The 21,227-nt window shown below is 58.8% G+C and carries 12 protein-coding genes; 1 reads left to right on the top strand and 11 read right to left on the bottom strand.

The window, feature by feature from the left end:
* Positions 1-224: 224 nt before the first annotated feature.
* The 4 genes from pepF to rpoB form a co-directional block, all read right to left on the bottom strand.
* Positions 225-2,027, bottom strand: coding sequence for an oligoendopeptidase F (pepF, locus tag NE623_RS11770; protein ID WP_256272678.1), 1,803 nt, complete (start codon positions 2,025-2,027; stop codon positions 225-227).
* Positions 2,028-2,277: 250 nt separating this feature from the next.
* Positions 2,278-2,628: an arsenate reductase family protein gene (locus NE623_RS11765; RefSeq protein WP_256272679.1), complete on the bottom strand. Its 351-nt coding sequence runs from the start codon at positions 2,626-2,628 to the stop codon at positions 2,278-2,280.
* Between the two features lie 221 nt (positions 2,629-2,849).
* A complete protein-coding gene (gene rpoC / locus NE623_RS11760) occupies positions 2,850-6,452 on the bottom strand; it encodes a DNA-directed RNA polymerase subunit beta' (RefSeq protein ID WP_256272680.1) in 3,603 nt (1,200 codons plus the stop codon).
* A 38-nt stretch (positions 6,453-6,490) separates the two neighbouring features.
* Positions 6,491-10,315 carry a DNA-directed RNA polymerase subunit beta gene (gene rpoB, locus NE623_RS11755; protein WP_256272681.1) on the bottom strand — a complete coding sequence of 1,275 codons (3,825 nt, stop codon included), beginning with the start codon at positions 10,313-10,315 and terminating at the stop codon, positions 6,491-6,493.
* 455 nt (positions 10,316-10,770) lie between these two features.
* Between rpoB and NE623_RS11750 the strand changes: the two genes are divergently transcribed.
* A complete protein-coding gene (locus NE623_RS11750) occupies positions 10,771-11,415 on the top strand; it encodes a YczE/YyaS/YitT family protein (protein ID WP_256272682.1) in 645 nt (214 codons plus the stop codon).
* A 286-nt stretch (positions 11,416-11,701) separates the two neighbouring features.
* On the opposite strand, the gene rpoD is transcribed toward NE623_RS11750, so the two are convergent.
* From rpoD to NE623_RS11715, 7 genes are all read right to left on the bottom strand, one after another.
* Positions 11,702-12,799 (bottom strand): RNA polymerase sigma factor RpoD, encoded by a 1,098-nt coding sequence (gene rpoD, locus NE623_RS11745; protein ID WP_256272683.1) that lies wholly within the window; start codon positions 12,797-12,799, stop codon positions 11,702-11,704.
* 50 nt (positions 12,800-12,849) lie between these two features.
* Positions 12,850-14,634, bottom strand: a complete 1,785-nt coding sequence (dnaG, locus tag NE623_RS11740; RefSeq protein ID WP_256272684.1) for a DNA primase — start codon at positions 14,632-14,634, stop codon at positions 12,850-12,852.
* Between the two features lie 33 nt (positions 14,635-14,667).
* On the bottom strand, positions 14,668-15,669 hold the full coding sequence (locus tag NE623_RS11735) for a deoxyguanosinetriphosphate triphosphohydrolase (RefSeq protein ID WP_256272685.1): 1,002 nt from the start codon (positions 15,667-15,669) through the stop codon (positions 14,668-14,670).
* 95 nt (positions 15,670-15,764) lie between these two features.
* Complete coding sequence (locus NE623_RS11730; protein WP_256272686.1) at positions 15,765-16,382, bottom strand: IMPACT family protein; 618 nt, start codon at positions 16,380-16,382, stop codon at positions 15,765-15,767.
* Positions 16,383-16,449: 67 nt separating this feature from the next.
* Positions 16,450-16,656: a 50S ribosomal protein L31 gene (gene rpmE, locus NE623_RS11725; RefSeq protein WP_078784264.1), complete on the bottom strand. Its 207-nt coding sequence runs from the start codon at positions 16,654-16,656 to the stop codon at positions 16,450-16,452.
* 202 nt (positions 16,657-16,858) lie between these two features.
* Positions 16,859-19,102: a DNA gyrase subunit A gene (locus NE623_RS11720; RefSeq protein WP_256272687.1), complete on the bottom strand. Its 2,244-nt coding sequence runs from the start codon at positions 19,100-19,102 to the stop codon at positions 16,859-16,861.
* Between the two features lie 12 nt (positions 19,103-19,114).
* On the bottom strand, positions 19,115-21,094 hold the full coding sequence (locus tag NE623_RS11715; protein WP_256272688.1) for a DNA gyrase/topoisomerase IV subunit B: 1,980 nt from the start codon (positions 21,092-21,094) through the stop codon (positions 19,115-19,117).
* Positions 21,095-21,227: the final 133 nt, after the last annotated feature.

Below are 21,227 nucleotides of genomic sequence, written 5' to 3'. Positions count from 1 at the left end.
CCGATCAGCGTGAGGCTGCCTACGCCAAATCCGTAAAGGCATATCAGGATCAGATCGCAGCCCGTGAGGCCGCCTACATCAAGGCAGTTCTGGGCAAGTAACATCGCATACCTATTATAAAAGAGGAGCGCCCGCGGAGGGCGCTCCTCTTTTTGGTGTATTGCGTCTGTAGGGGCCGCAGATGCGCGCTCCTTACATTCCTAGCCGGTTTGTGGGGGGTACACTTACTGCAGCTTGGCCAGTGTTGCCTCGGCGTCATCGAGGATGCGCTCAAACTTCTCAAGGGCTGCATCGACCGGCGCAGGGGTGGCCAGATCCACACCGGCGTGGCGGAGCTCATCCAGCGGATAAGCGCTGCCGCCCATCGACAGGAACTCCTTATAGCGCTTGACGGCGGGCTCACCCTCCTTCAGGATGCCCTCGGACAGCGCCACGGCGGTGGAGTAGCCGGTCGCATACTTATAGACATAGAACGGACGGTAGAAGTGCGGGATGCGCGCCCACTCGTACTGAATCTCATCGTCAATGACCATATCCTCGCCGAAATATTCGGTGACAAGGCGCTTGTACAGTGCGTTCAGCGCCGATGCGTTCAGCGCCTCACCGCGCTCGACCATGGCGTGTGCCTCGCGCTCAAACTCGGCAAACATCGTCTGGCGGTAGACCGTGCCCTTGAAGTTTTCGAGATACTGGTTCAGCAGATAGAGCCGGGTCTGGGGGTCATTCTCGTTGGCCAGCAGCTGCTCAATCAGCAGGTTCTCGTTGACCGTCGAGGCGACCTCCGCCACAAACAGCGTGTAATCCGCGTACTGCGGCGGCTGATGCTGGCGGGAGCGCCAGCTGTGGATGGTGTGGCCCATCTCATGCGCCAGCGTGGAGACGCTGTCCAGCGTGCCGCTGAAGTTGAGCAGGATATAGGGGTTGGAGTCATAGCAGCCGCCGGAGTACGCACCGCCGCGCTTGCCGCGGTTGGGGTAGACGTCAATCCAGCGCTCGGCGTAGGCCTTGCGGACGGTGGCCTGATAGTCCTCGCCCAGCGGGGCCACGGCCTTGAGCACCATCTCCTGCGCGGTCTCATAGGTGTAGGACTTCTTCAGGTCGCCCACCAGCGGCGCGTAGACATCATAGAAGTGCAGCTCGTCCACGCCCAGCATCTTCTTGCGCAGGCGGACATAGCGGTGCATAGCGGGCATATGCTTGCGCACCGTGGCAACCAGATTATCGTAGACCTCGACCGGGACGTTCTCCCCTGCCATCGACATGGCGCGGGAGGACGGATAGTTGCGGGCGGCAGCCTCCGCGGTTGCGGCCTTGATTGCGCCGTTGTAGGTGGCGGCAAAGGTGTTGATGTGCTCGCGGTAGCTCTTGTAGTAGCTGTGGAAAGCGTTTTCGCGCAGGGTGCGGTCGGTGCTCATTTCCAGCGGCACAAAGTTGGAGCCGGTGACCTCAACGGTCTCTCCCGCTTCATTCTTGACGGCGTCAAACAGCAAATCCGCGTCCTCAAGATTGTGGTACGCCTCGGACGGCGCGGACATCACCTCGCCGAAGCTGGCCAGCAGCTTTTCTTCGGCCTTGGAGAGCGTGTGGGGTTTGCTGCGCAGCAAGTCCTCCAGATTGAACTTGTAATCTGCCACCGCGGGGTCATTGACAATGGCGGTCAGCGTCTCCTCCGGCAGGGCGAGAATTTCCGGCTGTGCAAAGGAGAGCGCCGCAGCCATCTTGACGTATTTGCTGCCGATGCGGGCGTACATGCTCTGCGCCTTATCATCGCGGGTGTCCTCATCATGGCGCTGGGAGGCGTAGCAGTACAGGCGCTCCACCTTGCGGCCCACCTCGGTGGAGGCGTCCAGATAGGCGCCGATGGTGACGGCATCCTGCAGTTTGCCTGCAAAGGCGGCCAGACTTTCAATATTGGCATCCAGACTGTCCAGCGCAGTCTCCCACGCGGCATCGCTTTCAAACATCGGGGTCAGATCCCACTGAAACTGCGGGTCGAGCTCACTGCGCTCTTTCAAAATTTCGGCCATTGGTATTCTCCTTATTGTAAAATATTTTGTTGTGCAGAAGATGTTGGGGTGTGCGGTGGCATCCACCGCGTTGCAGGGTCGTCGAGGACGCCGCCCCCTACGCGTAGGGGCGGATTCCATACGCGCAACCAGCCATGGCAACGCCAGTTGCCCGAGCCGGTTCCTACGCGTAGGGGCGGATTCCATATCCGCCCGGGGACATTGCGGCAAGCACCATGCTCCGCGGGCGAGCAATGCTCGCCCCTACAGATTATAATAGGGCTTTTTCCCAATCGGCGGGGCGGAATCCCGCCAGGACAAACGTCTCCCCTACCAGCAACGGGCGCTTGACCAACATACCGTCGGAAGCAAGCAGCGCGAGCTGCTCTTCCGCAGTCATGGTGGGCAGCTTGTCCTTCAGGCCCAGATTCTTGTACACAAGACCGCTGGTATTGAAGAACCGCTTGATGGGCAGACCGCTGCGGGCTACCCATTCCCGCAGCTCGTCCGCGGTGGGGTTTTCCTCCTTGATATGCCGGGCGGTGTAGGCAACACCGTGGTCATCCAGCCATTTTTTGGCCTTCTGACAGGTAGAGCACGGCGGGTATTGTAGGAACAGCATAGGTTCACGCTCCTTAGTATCAGTTAACTTATTATAACCCAGCGGAAGGCGGGTGTCAATCGGGCCCGACCATATGGCGCGGTGGCCGGTGGTGAGCAGCCGCTATCTGGCAGCATTCCCCTCATCCGGCCCTGCGGAACCACTTTTCCCCGAGTGGGAAAGGCATTACGGCTGCAAACAAAAATCCCGCCACCTGACGGTGGCGGGATTTTTAGTACAGGTTAGTGGTCGTAGGCAGCCTCGGCGGCGTCGCGGGCGATTTCAGCCTGAACGAGCTCCTCCTCGACCTCCGGCAGACCAGTGCCGGCGGGGATGAGCTTACCGATGATGACATTTTCCTTCAGACCTGCCAGCGGGTCAACCTTACCCTTGATGGCAGCCTCGGTCAGCACGCGGGTCGTCTCCTGGAAGGAAGCAGCGGACAGGAAGGAGTCGGTGGCCAAGCTGGACTTGGTGATACCCAGCAGGACTTGACTGGCCTGAACGAGCTTCAGATCAGCCTCGCCTGCATCAATGCGGGCCTGAATCTCCTCGTTCTTGATCATGACATCGCGACGGTTCACGATGCTGCCCATGATAAAGTCGCTGGAGCCGGAGTCCTCAATGCGGACCTTACGCATCATCTGGCGGACGATAACCTCGATATGCTTATCGTTGATATCAACGCCCTGCAGACGGTAAACCTTCTGAACCTCAGAAATCAGGTAGTTCTGGGTAGCGATGGGGCCCTGGATAGCCAGAATATCCTGCGGATAAGCATGGCCCTCGGTCAGCAGCGCGCCCTTGGCAACCTCGTCGCCCTCCATAACCTTGAGGCGCTGACCAAACGGAATCAGGTAGCTCTTGGTGATGGGTGCGCCGTTCTCGTCCACGCCGGTAATCTCGGCATGGCGGCTCTTCTTGGTATCGTCGATGTGAACCGTACCGGCAATCTCGGACATAATGGCCATTGCCTTCGGGCGGCGGCTCTCGAACAATTCCTCAACACGGGGAAGACCCTGTGTGATATCTTCGGCAGATGCGATACCGCCGGTATGGAAGGTACGCATGGTCAGCTGGGTACCGGGCTCGCCGATGGACTCGGCGGCGATGATACCGACAGACTCGCCGACTTTAACGCACTCGCCGTTGGACATATTGGAGCCGTAGCAGCGGGCGCAGACGCCGACATGGGCGCGGCAGGTCATAACGGAACGGATTTCCAGCTCGGTGATGCCGGCGTTGACAATCTTCTCAGCGTCGAACATATCCATCATCTTGTCCTTGCTGACAAGCAGCTCGCCGGTGGCGGGGTCATGCACGTCATGCAGGGAGTAACGGCCATTCAGACGCTCCTTGAAGCTCTCGACAACGGAGTTGCCCTCGCTGATTTCGCGAACCCAGATGCCCTCGGTAGCGTGGCAATCCTCCTCGCGGATGATGACCTCCTGAGAGACATCAACCAGACGGCGGGTCAGATAACCGGAGTCAGCGGTACGCAGAGCGGTATCAGCCAAGCCCTTACGGGCGCCTCGGGAGGAGATGAAGTATTCCAGAATATTCAGACCTTCACGGTAGTTGGCGCGGATAGGCATTTCCAGCGTCTTACCGGCCGTGTTGGCCAGCAGGCCGCGCATACCGGCCAGCTGCTTGATCTGGTCCATAGAACCACGGGCACCGGAATCGGACATCATATAGATGGGGTTGCGCTGGTGGTTCTTCTTCAAGTTGTCGCTCAGAGCCTCGGAGACTTCCTCCGTGGCGGCCTGCCAGATTTCAACCGTCTTGCGGTAGCGCTCCTCATCGGAGATAAGGCCGCGGTTGAAGTTCTTCATAACCTTCTCGATCTTCTTATCGGCGGCAGCCAGAATTTCCGGCTTCTCGTCAGGCATAATAGCATCGGGAACGGCAACGGTGATGGCAGACAGGGTGGAGTATTTGTAGCCCTGCGCCTTGATGGCGTCCAGCATCATGGCACAGGTCTTGGTGCCATGCTTGGTCAGGCAGCGGCTGATGATGTCGGGCAGACCCTTCTTCGTCAGCTTGTCGCTCTTGCCGCCGGAAGCAATCTTCAGGGTGCGGGGGTTCATCTCGTAGTCGAACTTAGTGGCCGGGTCGGTACGGTCGACATAGCCCAAATCCTGCGGGATGGGGGTGTTGAAGATGATCTGGCCCATCGTGGTATCGACCAGCGCGGTTTCCTCCACGCCGTCGAAGGTCATGGTGCGGCGCACCTTGATGGGAGCCTGCAGCGTAATCAGACCCTCGGAGTAGGCCATCATGGCCTCGGCCTCGTCGCGGAAAATCTTGCCGTGGCCCTTATCGTCGGGGTTGACCAGCGTCAGGTAGTAGCTGCCCAGAATCATATCCTGCGTGGGCACGGTGACGGGCTCGCCGTCAGAGGGCTTCAGCAGGTTGCCGGAGGCCAGCATCAGCATCTTGGCTTCGCGCTGGGCCTCGGTGGACAGCGGCAGATGGACGGCCATCTGGTCACCGTCGAAGTCGGCGTTGAAGGGGGTGCAGACCAGCGGGTGCAGCTTGATGGCGCGGCCCTCGACCAGAACAGGCTCAAAGGCCTGGATGCCCAGACGGTGCAGCGTAGGTGCACGGTTCAACAGAACCGGGTGGCCCTTGATGACGGTCTCGAGGGAGTCCCAGACCTCGGGGCGGGCACGCTCGACCATCTTGCGGGCGGACTTGATGTTGTTGGCCTTTTCCTTCTCGACCAGATCCTTCATAACGAAGGGCTTGAACAGCTCCAGTGCCATCTCCTTGGGCAGACCGCACTGGTACATCTTCAGCTCGGGGCCGACAACGATAACGGAACGGCCGGAGTAGTCAACACGCTTGCCCAGCAGGTTCTGGCGGAAGCGGCCCTGCTTGCCCTTCAGCATATCAGACAGGGACTTCAGCGCACGGTTGTTGGCACCGGTGACAGGGCGGCCGCGGCGGCCGTTGTCAATCAGGGCGTCCACAGCCTCCTGCAGCATACGCTTCTCGTTGCGGACGATGATGTCAGGCGCGCCGAGTTCCAGCAGACGCTTCAGGCGGTTGTTGCGGTTGATAACGCGGCGGTACAGATCGTTCAGGTCGGACGTGGCAAAGCGGCCGCCGTCCAGCTGCAGCAGGGGGCGCAAATCCGGCGGGATGACGGGGATAACCGTCATAATCATCCACTCGGGGCGCTGGTTGCTCTCGAGGAAGCTCTCGACGCACTCCAGACGCTTCAGCAGGCGGACGCGCTTCTGGCCGTTGGCGTGCTCGAGCTCCTCGCGGAGCTCCTTGCTCAGCTTATCGAGGTCGATTTCAGCCAGCAGCTTCTGGATAGCCTCAGCACCCATGCCAGCTTCAAACGTATCCTCGTACTTTTCGCGCATTTCCTTGTACTCGCGCTCGGTCAGCAGCTGCTTTTTCTCCAGCGGCGTGAAGCCCGGGTCAGTGACAATGTAGTTGGCGAAATACAGGACCTTGTCCAGCTGGCGGGGGCTGATGTCCAGCATCAGGCCGATACGGCTGGGAATGCCCTTGAAATACCAGATGTGCGAAACAGGAGCAGCCAGCTCAATGTGGCCCATACGCTCACGGCGAACCTTGGCGCGGGTGACCTCAACGCCGCACTTATCGCAAATCTTACCCTTGTAGCGGATGCGCTTGTACTTGCCGCAGTGGCATTCCCAGTCCTTGGTAGGTCCGAAAATGCGCTCGCAGTACAGGCCGTCGCGCTCCGGCTTCAGGGTACGGTAGTTGATGGTTTCGGGCTTGGTGACCTCACCATAGCTCCAGGCACGGATCTGGTCCGGGGAGGCAAGGCCGATCTTAATAGAATCGAATTCTTTATTTTCCATTCAGCGAACCCTCTCAAATTCAATATGACGCACGATTATCAATCATCAAAGGAATCAGACTCGATTGCGGCGAGATCCTCAGCGCTGGGGCCGGCATCCTCGTCCAGATCGTCGTCAAAGCCCTCATCGGCATCCTTGACGCTGTAATCGTCCTGCAGCTCACTCTCGACCATGACGTTATCGCCCAGATCGTAATCATTGTTCTCAAAGCTGCTGTCATCATCGTCAAACTCCTGACGCATATCGACGGCGTTGCCTTCCTTATCCTGCACAACAATATCCAGACCCAGGCTCTGCAGCTCCTTGAGCATAACGCGGAAGCTCTCGGGGATACCGGGGCGCGGGATAGGCTCACCCTTGACGATAGCCTCGTAGGTCTTGACACGGCCCACAACGTCATCGGACTTGATGGTCAGGATTTCCTGCAGGGTGTAGGCTGCACCGTAGGCCTCCAGGGCCCAGACTTCCATCTCGCCGAAGCGCTGGCCGCCGAACTGGGCCTTGCCGCCCAGAGGCTGCTGGGTAACCATGGAGTAGGGGCCGGTGGAGCGTGCATGAATCTTATCGTCGACCAGATGATGCAGCTTCAGGTAGTACATATAACCTACCGTGACCTTGTTGGGGAACTGCTCGCCGGTACGGCCATCATACAGGGTGGTCTTGCCGTCATCGGTCAAATCAATCTTGGAGAAGTCAATGACATGGCCCTTCTCGCCCATCAGGCGGTCCAGATGGGTCGGGTACTCGGGCGCGTTCTCGCCGTGCCACTTCTCGCGGGCCTCGGCGAAGCAGTCGCGCAAATCAGCCTCGTGCGCACCGTCAAAGACAGGGGTCTGCACCTTCCAGCCCAGAGCCTTGGCCACATAGCCGAGGTTGACCTCCAGCACCTGACCGATGTTCATACGGGAAGGAACGCCCAGCGGGTTCAGCACGATATCCAGCGGGGTGCCGTCGGGCAGGAAAGGCATATCCTCCTGCGGCAGAATACGGGAAACAACACCCTTGTTGCCGTGACGGCCTGCCATCTTATCGCCGACGCTGATCTTACGCTTCTGGGCGATGTAACAGCGCACGCACATACGCACGCCGGGCTGCAGCTCGTCGCTGTTCTCCGGGGTGAACACCTTGACGTCAACCACGATGCCGTATGCGCCGTGGGGCACGCGCAGGGAGGTGTCGCGGACCTCGCGGGCCTTCTCACCGAAGATGGCGCGCAGCAGGCGCTCCTCAGCGGTCAGCTCGGTCTCACCCTTCGGGGTGACCTTACCGACCAGGATATCACCGGTCTTGACCTCGGCGCCGACGCGGATAATGCCGCGATCGTCCAGATCCTTCAGTGCGTCATCACCGACGTTGGGGATGTCGCGGGTGATTTCCTCGGGTCCCAGCTTGGTGTCGCGGGCCTCGGTCTCATATTCCTCAATGTGGATGGAGGTGTAGACGTCCTCACGAACGAGCTTCTCGTTCAGCAGGACGGCGTCCTCGTAGTTGTAGCCCTCCCAGGTCATAAAGCCAATCAGGGCGTTCTTGCCCAGACTGATTTCACCGTTGCGGGTTGCGGGGCCGTCGGCCAGCACATCGCCGGTCTTGACGGTCTCGCCCACGTTGACGATGGGGCGCTGGTTGTTGCAGTTGCCCTGGTTGGAGCGCATGAACTTGATGAGCTCATAGGTATCGGCAGAGCCGTCGGTGCAGCGGACAATAATCTTGTCAGCGTCCACGTACTCAACCGTACCGTCATGGGCAGCCAGCACGCAGACACCGGAGTCGGTGGCGGCCTTGTACTCCATGCCGGTGGCAACCAGCGGCTGCTGGGTGACCATCAGAGGCACGGCCTGACGCTGCATGTTGGAGCCCATCAGAGCACGGTTACAGTCATCGTTCTCGAGGAACGGGATGCAGGCGGTAGCGACAGAAACCATCATGCGGGGAGAGACGTCCATGTAGTCGACCTGAGAAGCGTCGAACTCCTGGATATCATTGCGGTGACGGCCGGAAACGCGGGGACGGACAAAGTGATTGTTCTCGTCCAGAGGCTCGTTGGCCTGCGCGACGATGTACTCGTCCTCCTCGTCAGCGGTCATATAGACAACCTCATCGGTGACGGTGCCGGTGGCCTTATCAATCTTGCGGTACGGAGCTTCCACGAAGCCGTACTTGTTAATCTTGGCATAGGTAGCCAGGTAGGAAATCAGACCGATGTTCGGGCCTTCAGGCGTCTCGATGGGGCACAGACGGCCATAGTGGGTGTAATGAACGTCGCGGACTTCGAAACCTGCGCGGTCACGGGACAGACCGCCGGGGCCCAGAGCAGACAGACGGCGCTTGTGGGTCAGCTCAGCCAGCGGGTTGTTCTGGTCCATGAACTGAGACAGCGGGCTGGAACCGATGAACTCCTTGATAGCGGCCACAACCGGGCGGATGTTGACCAGGCTCTGCGGAGTGATTTCGCCGTTCTCCTGGTTTTGCAGGGTCATACGCTCGCGGATGACACGCTCCATGCGGGAGAAGCCGATGCGGAACTGGTTCTGCAGCAGCTCACCCACGCTGCGGACACGGCGGTTGCCCAGATGGTCAATCTCGTCCGTGGTGCCGATGCCGTGGTCAAGACCCAGCAGGTAGTTGACAGATGCAAAGATATCGTCAACGGTGACGGTGCGGCTGATCAGAACATCGTGGTTCTGGCGCAGCAGCTCCTTCTGCTCCTCGACATCGGAGGTGGTGTCGAGAATCTTGCGGATTTCCGCAAAGTTGGCGCGCTCGTTGATGCCAGCCTCAGCCTCAACATCGAAGCTGAAGAACTTCTGTGCGTCCACGCAGCCGTTGGAGACAACGATGAAGGCGCGGGGCTCCTCGCCCTTCTTCTCGACCAGGATGACAACGCGGGTAACACCGGCGGCGTCAATCTCCTCGGCCTTGGCCATCGTAATCTTCTCACCCTTGGCGGCCAGCAGCTCGCCGGTCAGGGGGGCAATGATATCCTCGCCGGCCTTGTAGCCCGCAATGCGGCGGGTCAGGCTCAGCTTGTTGTTCATCTTGTAGCGGCCGAAGCGAGCCAGGTCGTAACGGCGCGGGTCGAAGAACAGGTTGTTCAGATGGGCGCGGGAGTTTTCAACTGTCGGGGGCTCGCCGGGGCGCAGCTTGCGGTAGACCTCCAGCAGGCCTTCCTCGGTATTGTGGGTGATGTCCTTCTCGAGAGAGGCATTGATTTTCGGCTCGGAGTCGCCGAAGAACTGCTTGATCTGCTCGTCGGTGGACAGGCCCAGCGCACGCAGCAGCGTGGTGACCGGCAGCTTGCGGTTCTTATCAATGCGGACATAGAAAACGTCAGAGGAGTCCGTCTCATACTCCAGCCATGCGCCGCGGTTAGGGTTCATAGTGGCGGTAAACAGGTCCTTGCCGGTACGGTCCTTGCTGGAGCCATAGAAAACACCGGGGGAACGGACCAGCTGAGAGACGATGGCACGCTCGGCACCGTTGGAGATGAAGGTACCGGCGTCCGTCATAAGCGGAAAATCGCCCATGAAGATTTCCTGTTCCTTCACCTCGCCGGTCTGCTTGTTGAACAGACGAGCCGTGACATACAGAGGCGCCGCATACGTGGCATCTCTCTCTTTACATTCTTTAATAGAATATTTGGGGTTCTTGTCCAGCCGGTAATCGACGAACTCCAGCACGAGGTTGCCGGTGTAGTCCTCGATTGCGGCAATGTCGTGGAAAACCTCATGCAGGCCTTCCTCCAGGAACCAGTTGTAAGAGTTTTTCTGGATCTCGATCAGATTGGGCATACCAATCACTTCGTTGATGCGGGAAAAGCTCATGCGGGTCGTTCTGCCGTTTTGTACGGGCTTGACCTTTACCATAAAACGCGACCACTCCTATTCCATAGATTGACAAAGTTGGCGAAAGCAGCCCGAAAGTGTGCTGTAAAAGACCGTCATATTCGGCGTTTTTCACAAACTTTTTGATTTTGCGGATTTTGCAAAATCCCTTTAGGGCGCTCTATTCCATTTTTGTGATACTGTATCAGTATACAGGCTAAAAGGCTTGTTGTCAAGGGTTTTTCGGCTTTTTTATGAAGTTTTTTGTTTTCATCGAACGCCTGGGTCGGCGTAACAAAATTTCAGCATTTTGCTGATTTTGCCCCATTTTGCCGCACTTGACAAATTCAGAACAGCGGTTATGGCGGGCGGTTTTCGGCAGTTTTCACAAGGATGGCTGTGATATTTTAAACAGGTTTACTCTTGACAGCACAGCAGTTTATACGCGATAGTTATAGTAAAATCTCTATATTATAAAAAGATTGGACGTTTTACACATGAACATTCTCGGGCAGAAAATCTCCCTGCGGCGCATCCTCGGCATGATTGCAGGCGTTGTGATTATCGGCATCGGCATTGCCGTGTTCAAGTTTTCCCACCTTGGCAATGACTCCATCAGTGCGCTGAACCTGCGCATCTCCGAGCTGGTCGGGCTCTCGTTCAGCATCGAAAACGTGCTGATGAATCTTTTCCTGTTCATTCCACAGCTTATCTGGGGGCGGCGGTACATCGGGCTGGGGACGATTATCAACAGCCTTTGCATCGGTTTTGTGGTGACGTTCACAAGTGATATACTGGTCGGCGTTTTCGGCTCGGCCAACATACTCCCGCTGCAGCTGCTCTGGGTGGTCATCGGCGTGCTGGTTGTCGCGCTGGGGGCTTCGCTGTATCAGACCGCCGATTTGGGCGTAGCGCCCTATGACGCGCTCTCCTTGATGCTGGCCGACCGCCTGCCTGTACCCTACTTCGGCTGCCGCATCTTCACCGATGCGCTGTGCGCCGTGATTGCCTGGCTACTGGGCGGCCTGATTGGTCTGGGCACGCTGCTCTGTGCCTTCGCTCTCGGCCCCTTTGTGCAGTTTTTCACCAAGCATTTTTCGGAGAAGATTTTGCAATATCAGCCGGGAAAAGGCGTGCAGTAATGCCGCCCTTCCGGAAAAAGGAAAGAATGATATATCTGTAGGGAGGGGTCTTGACCCCTCCGCGCTTATCCGCAAATATCGTTCCCCCTCCTTCGCTCTGTAGGGCCGCATATATGCGGCCCGCAGGCTACCGGCAAGCAGCATTTGCCGGGTAACTGCCCGGGGCATCGGGGACGCCGCCCCCTACAAATAGATTGGAAACGGCATTGCGCCCCACAGGACAACGCAGACAGCAAACAAACACCCCCGCCGGGTACGGCGGGGGTGCTTGCGGTTTACACTTCTATCAATCGAGGAAATCGCGCAGCTTCTTGCTGCGGCTGGGGTGGCGGAGCTTGCGCAGGGCCTTGGCCTCAATCTGGCGGATACGTTCACGCGTGACGTTGAACTCCTTGCCGACTTCTTCCAGCGTGCGGGGGCGGCCGTCCTCCAAACCAAAGCGCAGACGCAACACCTTTTCCTCACGCGGGGTCAGCGTCTTGAGCACATCGGCCAGCTGCTCCTTCAGCAGGGTCTGGCTGGCTGCCTCGGCCGGGACGGGGGCATCATCATCGGGGATGAAGTCGCCCAGATGGCTGTCCTCCTCCTCGCCGATGGGCGTTTCCAGACTGACCGGCTCCTGCGCCACGCGCATAATCTCGCGGACCTTGTCCACCGGCATATCCAGACGCTCGGCAATTTCCTCGGCGCTGGGGTCATGGCCGTACTCGTGCAGCAGCTGGCTGGAAACCTTCTTGACCTTGTTGATGGTCTCGACCATATGCACCGGGATGCGGATGGTGCGGGCCTGATCCGCAATGGCACGGGTGATAGCCTGACGAATCCACCACGTTGCATAGGTAGAGAACTTGAAGCCCTTGGTATGGTCGAACTTTTCAACCGCCTTAATCAGACCCAGATTGCCCTCCTGAATCAGGTCCAGGAACTGCATACCGCGGCCCACATAGCGCTTGGCGATGGAGACCACCAGACGCAGGTTGGCCTCGCTCAGGCGCTGCTTGGCCTTCTCGCCCTCGGGGCCGCCTGCCTGAATCTTGAGGGCCAGCTCGGTCTCCTCCTCCGGGCTGAGCAGCGGCACACGGCCGATTTCCTTCAGGTAGACCTTGACCGGGTCATCAATCGTAATGCCGTCCGCGGTCAGGCCGTCATCGTAATCATCCGCGCCGTCATCCGGGCCGGGGGCCGTCTCGTCCACCTCCACGGGGGTATCATCAATGACCTCGACGCCGTTGCTTTCCAGCTCCTCATAGAGCTTTTCCATCGCTTCGACTTCCAGAACGTTGCCGGCTTCCTCCATTGCATCGCTGATTTCGCTGCTGGTCAGCTTGCCAACGCGGCGTCCGGTGTCAACCAGACTGCGGATAGGGTCTTTCTTCTCTGCCATAAGTAGGTTCTCCTTTTGGTTTTATATTGTTACAACGTATGTCGTGAATATCATTCGTCAGCTTCCGGTTGGTGTGCGCCCTTCTTTTTGCCAAGGTCGGCAAAGAAGTCCGTGAACTGCGTATCGTCCATGCTCTTGACCTTTTCATCCAGCGGCTTTGCGGTCTGCAGGCGTTCCAGATACATATCAATGTCCTGTCTTTGCAGCCGCGTTGCGTGGTTGAACGCCTGTGCCTTGCCCACCTCCTGCAGCTCGTTATCGTTCAGATACTGCTGCAGGGCTGTAAGGTTTATCGGCTGGCCGCTGTCCGCGCAGCGGAAGATAGCCTGCATCACGTTGCGCATTTCCGGCACAAGGATGGTTTCCATATCCAGATGCTCACGGATGTAGGGCACCTGCCCGGCGTCCTGCAGCATGGCCGCCACAAGTTGCCGCGCCGCGGAGGCCGCCGCCAGCGCAGACTCGCCGCTGCTGGTGTAGGGCACGCGGATATCCGCCGCAATGCCCTCCTTCGACAAATCGCGCTGCTCCTGACGGCGGCTGCGGCGCTCGGCCGTGTGCATGGCACCGCCAATCTGTGAGACGATGGCCTGCTTGGAAACACCGGTTTCCTCGGCAATGCGCCCGGCGTAGACGTCCCGCGCCGTGGGGCTAACGCCGCGCTCGGTCAGGATGCCGATTGCTTCGCGGATGTAGCTCAGCCGCCCATCATCGCTGCGCAAATCGTACTTGGCCTTGGCCTTTTTCAGCTGGAACTCCGTGGGGTTGGCCGTGCCGTTCAACAGCATTTCAAAGCGCTCTCGGCCGTATTTTTTGATGAACTCATCGGGGTCCTTGGCGCCCTGATAGCTCAGCACGCTGACCTTCAACGGCGTGCTGGCCAGAATTCCGAGGCTGCGCTCGGTGGCCTTCTGGCCGGCCTCGTCCGAGTCATAGCTCAGAGTGACCTCCTCGGCGTACTCGCTCAGCAGCTTGGCCTGCTCCGCAGTCAGCGCCGTGCCGCAGGCGCAGACCGCCGTGTCAAAACCCGCCTCGTGCATCGAGATGACGTCCATATAGCCCTCACAGAGGATGTACCGCTTGGCCTTTGACTTTTTGGCGATGTTCAGCGCAAAAAGCGTGCGGGACTTGTGGTAGACCATCGTCTCGGGACTGTTGATGTACTTCGGCTTGGAATCGTCCAGCACGCGGCCGCCAAAGGCGATGATGGCACCGCGCACGTCAATGATGGGCACCATAACGCGGTGGCGGAAAATCGTGTAGAGATTGCCGCGCTCACTGCGCCGTATCAGCCCGGAATGTTCAAGCTCATCATCCCGGAAACCCCGGCGCTTGAGGTAGTTGACAAGGCCGAAGCCCTCATCGGGCGCATAACCCAGCCCGAAGCGGCGGATGGCGGCATCGGACAGGCCGCGCTTTTCCTTCCAGTAGCGGCGCGCAAGGGTGGCCTCCTCGGTCTGCGCGTTCAGATTTTCATAAAAATAGCGTGCCGCACAGCGGTTGATTTCCAGCAGACGCTGGCGGGCGGTGGCCTCGTGGTCGCTCTCCTCGGGCAGGGGCATACCGGCGCGGGAGGCCAGCTGCTTGACGCTCTCGACATAGCCGAGGTTGTTGTACTTGCGCACAAAGCCGATTACATCCCCCGCCGCGCCGCAGCCAAAGCAGTAAAAGCTCTGGGTGTCCGGATATACCACAAAGGACGGCGTTTTTTCATTGTGGAAGGGGCACAGGCCGGTCATGGTGCGGCCCGTGCGGCGCAGCTTTACATACTGCCCGACGACTTCCTCAATGTCATTGCGGCGCACTACCTCCTGTATGTATTCCTGGGGTATCAAGAAAACTGCACCTCCTTAACGGCGCGGCTGCACCTACAGCACGTGCCACTTCTGCGGGACAAACAGCTCCTCAAACAGGCGGGTGGCAAACTCGTCGCTCATACCGCTGATGTAATCGGTCACAGCGCGGTCGACCCCCTCGTTGTAGGCAATCTGCATATAGAAATTCGGCATCAGGGCCGGTTCATCGCACAGGCGGGCGTACAGCTCCCCGATGAGCTTGTCCACCTTCTTTTCCTCCCGCTTGGCCTCCTTGTCCACATAGACCGTTGCGTACATAAAGTCCTTCAGCACGCTGTAGGCGGCCTCAACCTCGGGGGAAAAGGCAATCTGCCCCGCGCCGCTGTGGGCAACCAAATCGGTAATCATCGTGGTGATGCGCTCCGATTTGGTCGCGCCCAGCACGGCGGTGGCCTCCGGCGGCAGCTGGCGCGGGTCCAGCACACCGGCGGTAATGGCATCCTCAATGTCGTGGTTCAGAAACGCGATATGGTCGGCGCGGCGCACAACGCAGCCCTCCGGCGTGCGTGCCCATGCCCCGGTGGTGTGGGTCACAATGCCATTGCGCACCTCCCACGTCAGGTCAAGGCCCTGACCGTCGCGCTCGAGGTAATCCACCACGCGCAGGCTCTGGCGGTAGTGGGTGAAGCCCCCGGGGCACAGGCGGTTGAGCGCACGCTCCCCCGCGTGGCCGAAGGGCGTATGCCCCAAATCATGCCCCAGCGCAACAGCCTCGGTCAGATCCTCGTTCAGGCGCAGGGCGCGGGCGATGGTGCGGGCAATCTGGGATACCTCCAGCGTATGGGTCAGCCGGGTGCGGTAGTGGTCACCCTCCGGGGACAGAAAGACCTGCGTTTTCTGCTTCAGACGGCGGAACGCCTTGCAGTGCAGGATGCGGTCACGGTCGCGCTGGAAGCAGGGACGGATGGGGTCCGGCTCCAGCGGCACGCGGCGGCCCCGGCTGTTTTCACTCAGGGTCGCATAGCGGCTCAGCGTCTGGCGCTCAATGGCCTCGGTCTGTTCACGAATCGTCATAGTGTGCCCCCTTTCTCGGTTCTCTATATATAAATACGACAAAAGGGCGGGAAACACTCTTTTTTGCGGAAAATTTTCTGGAATTTTTCCGCCGTTCAGAACGGCGCGTACTGTGCGGCAGAAATTTCCACCGCGGCGGCACCGCGGGTCAGCTCGTTCAGTGCGGTGCAAAGCGCGCCTTCCTGCCCTGCCGGCATACGCCAGCAGAGGGTGACGGCATCGTCAAAGACCGGCTCGTCCAGCCGGGTTTCTGCCGCCGCAATCAGCCTTTGCGCCTGCTCGAACTGCGCGTAGGGCACACGGATTTTGCAGTCCACAACCAGACGCATACTGACGAGTTCCGCATTTTGCAGCGCGCCGGAGGCCGCCGCGGTGTAGGCCCGCACCAGCCCGCCGGTGCCCAGCAGGATGCCGCCGAAATACCGCGTGACCACAACAATCACATCGGCCACACCGGCGTGGTTGATGGTTTCCAGCACCGGGGTGCCTGCGGTCTTGGCGGGTTCGCCGTCATCGGAATAGCGGGTGCGGCCATTCTGCAGCACATAGGCATAGACGTTGTGGCGCGCCGTGCGGTTGGCAGCGCGCACACTGTTCAGCACCGCCAGCGCTCGTTCCTCGGTATCGGCAAAGGAAGCCGTGGCGATGAAGCGGCTGCGCTTTTCCTCATATTCAAAGGTGGATGTACCGCGCAGGGTCTTGTAGTCAGCCATAGCAAAACCTCACTGCATAGCAAAAAATACCCCGGATGAAAAAACATCCGGGGTACAAAAGACAAAATTACTTGCCAGACTTGGCAAAACGGCGCTTGAAGCGCTCGACGCGGCCACCGGTATCGACCAGCTTCTGCTTGCCGGTGTAGAACGGATGGCACTTGCTGCAAACTTCGACGTGGATCTCCGGCTTGGTGTCACGGGTGTGAATCACGTTGCCGCAGGCACAAGTGATGGTGCAGTCCACATAGTTCGGATGGATGCCCTGCTTCATTGGTTAAATTCACCTCTTTCTCGATTATGATAAAAGGAGCCATACTTGATATATGTGCTCATCACAATCTCCGAATTGCGGCCACCAGCATTCACCATCCTGTGCGAATGGAGCAGCCATCTGAACGATTGCTGAAATATTTTAGCACAAATGTCGCGGGCTGTCAAGCATTTTTTTGTATTGACAAAAGCCATTGACAGGCTTACAGCGTCAGCTGCTCGGCTTTTTCTTCCTCACGCAGGATGGCACCGGCGGCGGGCAGAGTGCGCACGCGGTAGCGCGGCGCATCGGTCAGCTCCAGCCCCTCGGCCAGCGTTACACGGGCAATCTTTGCGTTCTTTTTCAGGGCCACCACGTTGACGCCCGCAGTGTCGCGGGTTGCCTTCTCGGGAATCAGGGCGCTGCCCACCAGCAGCAGGCGGTTGTTGGTGGTAAAGATGGCCAGCTCGGTTTCCTCAGGCAGATGACGCATAAAGGCCAGCTCGGCCTTGTCGCTGTAGGCCTTCAGCAGCTTGCGGCGGTTCTGCTTTGTCTCATAGCTGGAAAGCGGCACCTTGGCGCACTTGCCGTTGTCATAGAAGAAGAGCATCCAGCCCTTGTAGTCCGGCGTGACCACCATATACAGGGGCACCTCGCCCTCCTCCATGCCCAGCGCGGAGGCCACGTAATCGCCCAGCATACTGGCCTTGCTGTCGGCAAAGTCATAGGCGTGGGACTTGTACACCTGGCGGTGGTTCGTGAAGAACAGCAGCTCCACGCTGTTCGTGCTTTCACAGGTGAACAGCACCTCATCGCCGTCCTTCAGCTTCTGCTCACCACTCATGCGCAGGCTCTGGGGGGTGATTTTCTTGAAGTAGCCGTCCCGCGTGAAGAACAGGTGCACCGGGTAGTCGGGAATCTGCTGCTCCTCCTCCACATTTTCAGCGGCGGGAATCTCATACATAATCTCGCAGCGGCGGGGCTTGCCGTACTTCTTGGCGACGTCACCCAGTTCCTTCATGATAATCTTGTTGATGCGGGCGGGGCGCTTGAGGATATCCTCCAAATCGGCGATGGCGTTTTCCAGCTCCTCAATCTCCTCGGTGCGCTTGAGGATGTACTCGCGGTTGAGGTGGCGCAGCTTGATTTCCGCCACGTACTCGGCCTGTACCTCGTCAATGCCGAAGCCAATCATCAGGTTGGGCACAACCTCGGTTTCCTCCGCCGTGTTGCGCACAATCTCAATCGCCTTGTCAATGTCCAGCAAAATGGCCTTGAGGCCCTTGAGCAGATGCAGGCGTTTCTGCTTGCCCTGCAGATCGTAGTAGGTGCGGCGGCGCACGCACTCGGCGCGGAAGGCAATCCACTCCAGCAGGATGCTGCGCACGCCAAGCACCTTGGGCTGGCCGGCAATCAGCACGTTGAAGTTGCAGGCAAAGCTGTCCTCCAGCGGGGTGGCCTTGTACAGGCGGGCCATCAGCTTGTCAGGATCCTGCCCGCGCTTGAGGTCAATCGTCAGCTTCAGACCGTTCAAGTCGGTCTCGTCGCGCATATCGCTGATTTCACGGATTTTGCCCAGCTTGACCAGCTCGGTGATTTTGTCCATAATGGCCTCAACGGTCGTTGTGGGCGGTATCCGGGTCACATCAATGCAGTTGTTTTCTTTGTCATAGCTCCATTTGGCGCGGACGCGGACGCTGCCGCGGCCGTTTTCCAGCACATTCTGCATCTCGGCAGCATCGTAAAGAATCGTACCGCCGCCGACAAAGTCCGGCGCGGGAATGATTTCCCGCAAGTCGGCCTGCGGGTCCTTCATCAGCGCAATGGTGGCGTTGCAGAGCTCCTCGAGATTGAAGGAGCAGATGTTGGACGCCATACCGACAGCAATGCCCAGCGTGTTGTTGGCCAGAATCGTCGGGAAGGTGACGGGCAGCAGGGTCGGCTCGGTGGTGGTGCCGTCATAGTTCGGCACAAAGTCCACGGTGTCCTTGTCAATATCGCGGAACAGCTCGTCACAGACCGGCTCCAGCTTGGCCTCGGTGTAACGGGCGGCGGCGTAGGCCATATCGCGGCTGTACGCCTTGCCGAAGTTACCCTTGGAGTCGACAAAGGGCACCAGAAGGCTCTCGTTGGAGCGGCCCATACGGACCATCGTATCATAAATCGCGGCGTCGCCGTGGGGGTTCAGGTGCATCGTGCTGCCCACGATGTTGGCGCTCTTGGTACGGTTGCCTTTAAGCAGGCCCATCTCATACATTGTGTAGAGCAGCTTGCGGTGGGCGGGCTTGAAGCCGTCAATCTCCGGCAGTGCGCGGGAGACGATTACGCTCATCGCATAGGGCATATAATTGGTTTCCAGCGTGTCGGTGATGGCAGATTCCAGCACCTCGCCCGCGGAGAGGATTTCCACGTTGTCGCCCAGCTGCGGCCGGGCGGGGGTCAGCTTTTTCTCTTTCTTTCTTGCCATAATCTATCCTTCTCAGCTTACGTCCAAATCGTCCAGATACTCGGCGCCGTGCTCTGCAATGTGCTCCTTACGGCCCTGCAGGTTATCGCCCAGCAGCAGGTCAAACACCGCCGCGGTGCGCTCGGCATCGGTGGGCAGAACCTTGATCAGGCGGCGGCTTTCAGGGCTCATCGTGGTCAGCCACATCATCTCGGGGTCATTCTCGCCCAGACCTTTGGAGCGCTGTATCGTGTACTTTTCACCCTCAATGCGGCGCAGGATGTCCGCCTTTTCCGGCTCTGTATAGGCGAAGAAGGTCTTGTTCTTCGTGTTGATTTCGTACAGCGGCGATTCCGCAATATAGACATAGCCCTTGTTGATGAGGGTCGGCGTCAGGCGGTAGAGCATCGTCAGCACCAGCGTGCGAATCTGGTAGCCGTCCACGTCGGCATCGGTGCAGATAACCACCTTATTGAAGCGCAGATTGTCAAGGTTGAAGCTGGCCAAATCCTTGTTGTGGCTGCCGCCCAGCTCCACACCGCAGCCCATAACGCGAATCAGGTCGGTGATGATCTCCGACTTGAAGATGCGGGCATAGTCGGCCTTCAGGCAGTTCAGAATCTTGCCGCGGATGGGCATAATTGCCTGGAACTCCGAGTCGCGGCTCTGCTTGACCGCGCCCATAGCGGAATCGCCCTCCACGATGTACAGCTCGCGGCGGGAGGCATCCTTGGTGCGGCAGTCCACAAACTTCTGCACGCGGTTGGCCAGATCCATCTGCTGGGTCATTGTCTTTTTGATGGTGATACGCGCTTTTTCTGCGTGCTCACGGCTCTGCTTATTGATAAGCACCTGCTTGCAGGCCTTTTCGGCCTCGTCCGGGTGCTCGATGAAATAGACCTCAAGCTGGTGCTTTAGGAACTCGGTCATGGCCTGCGCCACAAATTTGTTCGTGATGGCCTTCTTGGTCTGGTTCTCATAGCTGGTGCGGGTCGAGAAGCTGGACGAGACGAGCACCAGACAGTCCTGCACGTCCGCAAAGGTGATGGCGCTCTCGTTTTTCTTGTACAGGCCCTTGTTCTTCAGCCATGCGTTAATCTGGCTGACAAAGGCCGTGCGGACCGCACGGTCGGGGCTGCCGCCATGCTCCAGCCAGCTGGAGTTGTGGTAGTATTCCAGGCACTGCACCGTGTTGGAGAAGGCAAACGCCACGTTCATCTTGACCTGATAGTCCGGCTGGTCCGCACGGTCGCGGCCGGTGGCCGCACCGCTGCAGAAATGCACCGGCGTCAGGGCTTTGTCCCCCACCAGCTCATTGGCGTAGTCGGTGATGCCGTGCTCATAGAGGTATTCAAACTTTTCGGCCTCGCTGCCGGACTTATCGGTAAAGACCAGCGTGACGCCATCGTTGACAACCGCCTGACGGCGCAGCATATCCTTGAAGGACTCCACCGGGACGGCAATGTCGGTGAACACCTCGGTATCGGGCTTCCAGCGGATGACCGAGCCGGTGCGGCGGCCTTTGAAAGGCTCCTTCTGCAGGCCGCCCACGTTCTCGCCTTTTTTGAAGTCGAGATGATAGTGGAAGCCGTCACGGTAGATATCCGCGGTCATCCACTCGCTGGCGTACTGGGTGGCGCACAGGCCCAGACCGTTCAGGCCCAGACTGAAATCATAGTTGCCGCCGCCCTCGGCGTATTTGCCGCCCGCGTAGAGCTCACAGAAAACCAGGTCCCAGTTCCAGCGCTCCTCCGCCTTATTGTAGTCCACCGGGATGCCGCGGCCGAAGTCCTCGACCTCGACCACGTGGTCCGGGAACAGCGTGACATTGATGCGGTTGCCGTGGCCGTCGCGTGCCTCGTCAATCGAGTTGGAGATAATCTCAAAGATGGAGTGCGCGCAGCCCTCGACACCGTCCGAGCCAAAGATAACCGCCGGGCGCTTACGCACACGGTCGGCGCCCTTCAGCTGACGGATACTGTCATTGCCGTATTCCTGTTGTTTTTTTGCCATGCGGCGGTTCCCTCCGATTCATCGTAAAGCAATGGTAGTTTTTGCACATTTGCACATGTAGATTTATTAAACCACACGTCACGGTGGTTTGTCAAATTTGATTTGTGTTATAGCTCCAGTTTAGTACAACAGT

Source organism: Gemmiger formicilis (assembly GCF_024462815.1).
Lineage (GTDB): Bacteria > Bacillota > Clostridia > Oscillospirales > Ruminococcaceae > Gemmiger.
Note: the sequence above shows the minus strand (reverse complement) of the source record. Positions and strands in the feature narration are given on the sequence as shown.

Coding starts and splice junctions, on each gene's coding strand:
- NE623_RS11730 (WP_256272686.1), bottom strand. CDS start 16,382: ATGGCTGACTACAAGACCCTGCGCGGTACATCCACCTTTGAATATGAG.
- rpoD (WP_256272683.1), bottom strand. CDS start 12,799: ATGGCAGAGAAGAAAGACCCTATCCGCAGTCTGGTTGACACCGGACGC.
- NE623_RS11750 (WP_256272682.1), top strand. CDS start 10,771: ATGAACATTCTCGGGCAGAAAATCTCCCTGCGGCGCATCCTCGGCATG.
- NE623_RS11720 (WP_256272687.1), bottom strand. CDS start 19,102: ATGGCAAGAAAGAAAGAGAAAAAGCTGACCCCCGCCCGGCCGCAGCTG.
- NE623_RS11735 (WP_256272685.1), bottom strand. CDS start 15,669: ATGACGATTCGTGAACAGACCGAGGCCATTGAGCGCCAGACGCTGAGC.
- rpoB (WP_256272681.1), bottom strand. CDS start 10,315: ATGGTAAAGGTCAAGCCCGTACAAAACGGCAGAACGACCCGCATGAGC.
- rpoC (WP_256272680.1), bottom strand. CDS start 6,452: ATGGAAAATAAAGAATTCGATTCTATTAAGATCGGCCTTGCCTCCCCG.
- rpmE (WP_078784264.1), bottom strand. CDS start 16,656: ATGAAGCAGGGCATCCATCCGAACTATGTGGACTGCACCATCACTTGT.
- pepF (WP_256272678.1), bottom strand. CDS start 2,027: ATGGCCGAAATTTTGAAAGAGCGCAGTGAGCTCGACCCGCAGTTTCAG.
- NE623_RS11765 (WP_256272679.1), bottom strand. CDS start 2,628: ATGCTGTTCCTACAATACCCGCCGTGCTCTACCTGTCAGAAGGCCAAA.
- NE623_RS11715 (WP_256272688.1), bottom strand. CDS start 21,094: ATGGCAAAAAAACAACAGGAATACGGCAATGACAGTATCCGTCAGCTG.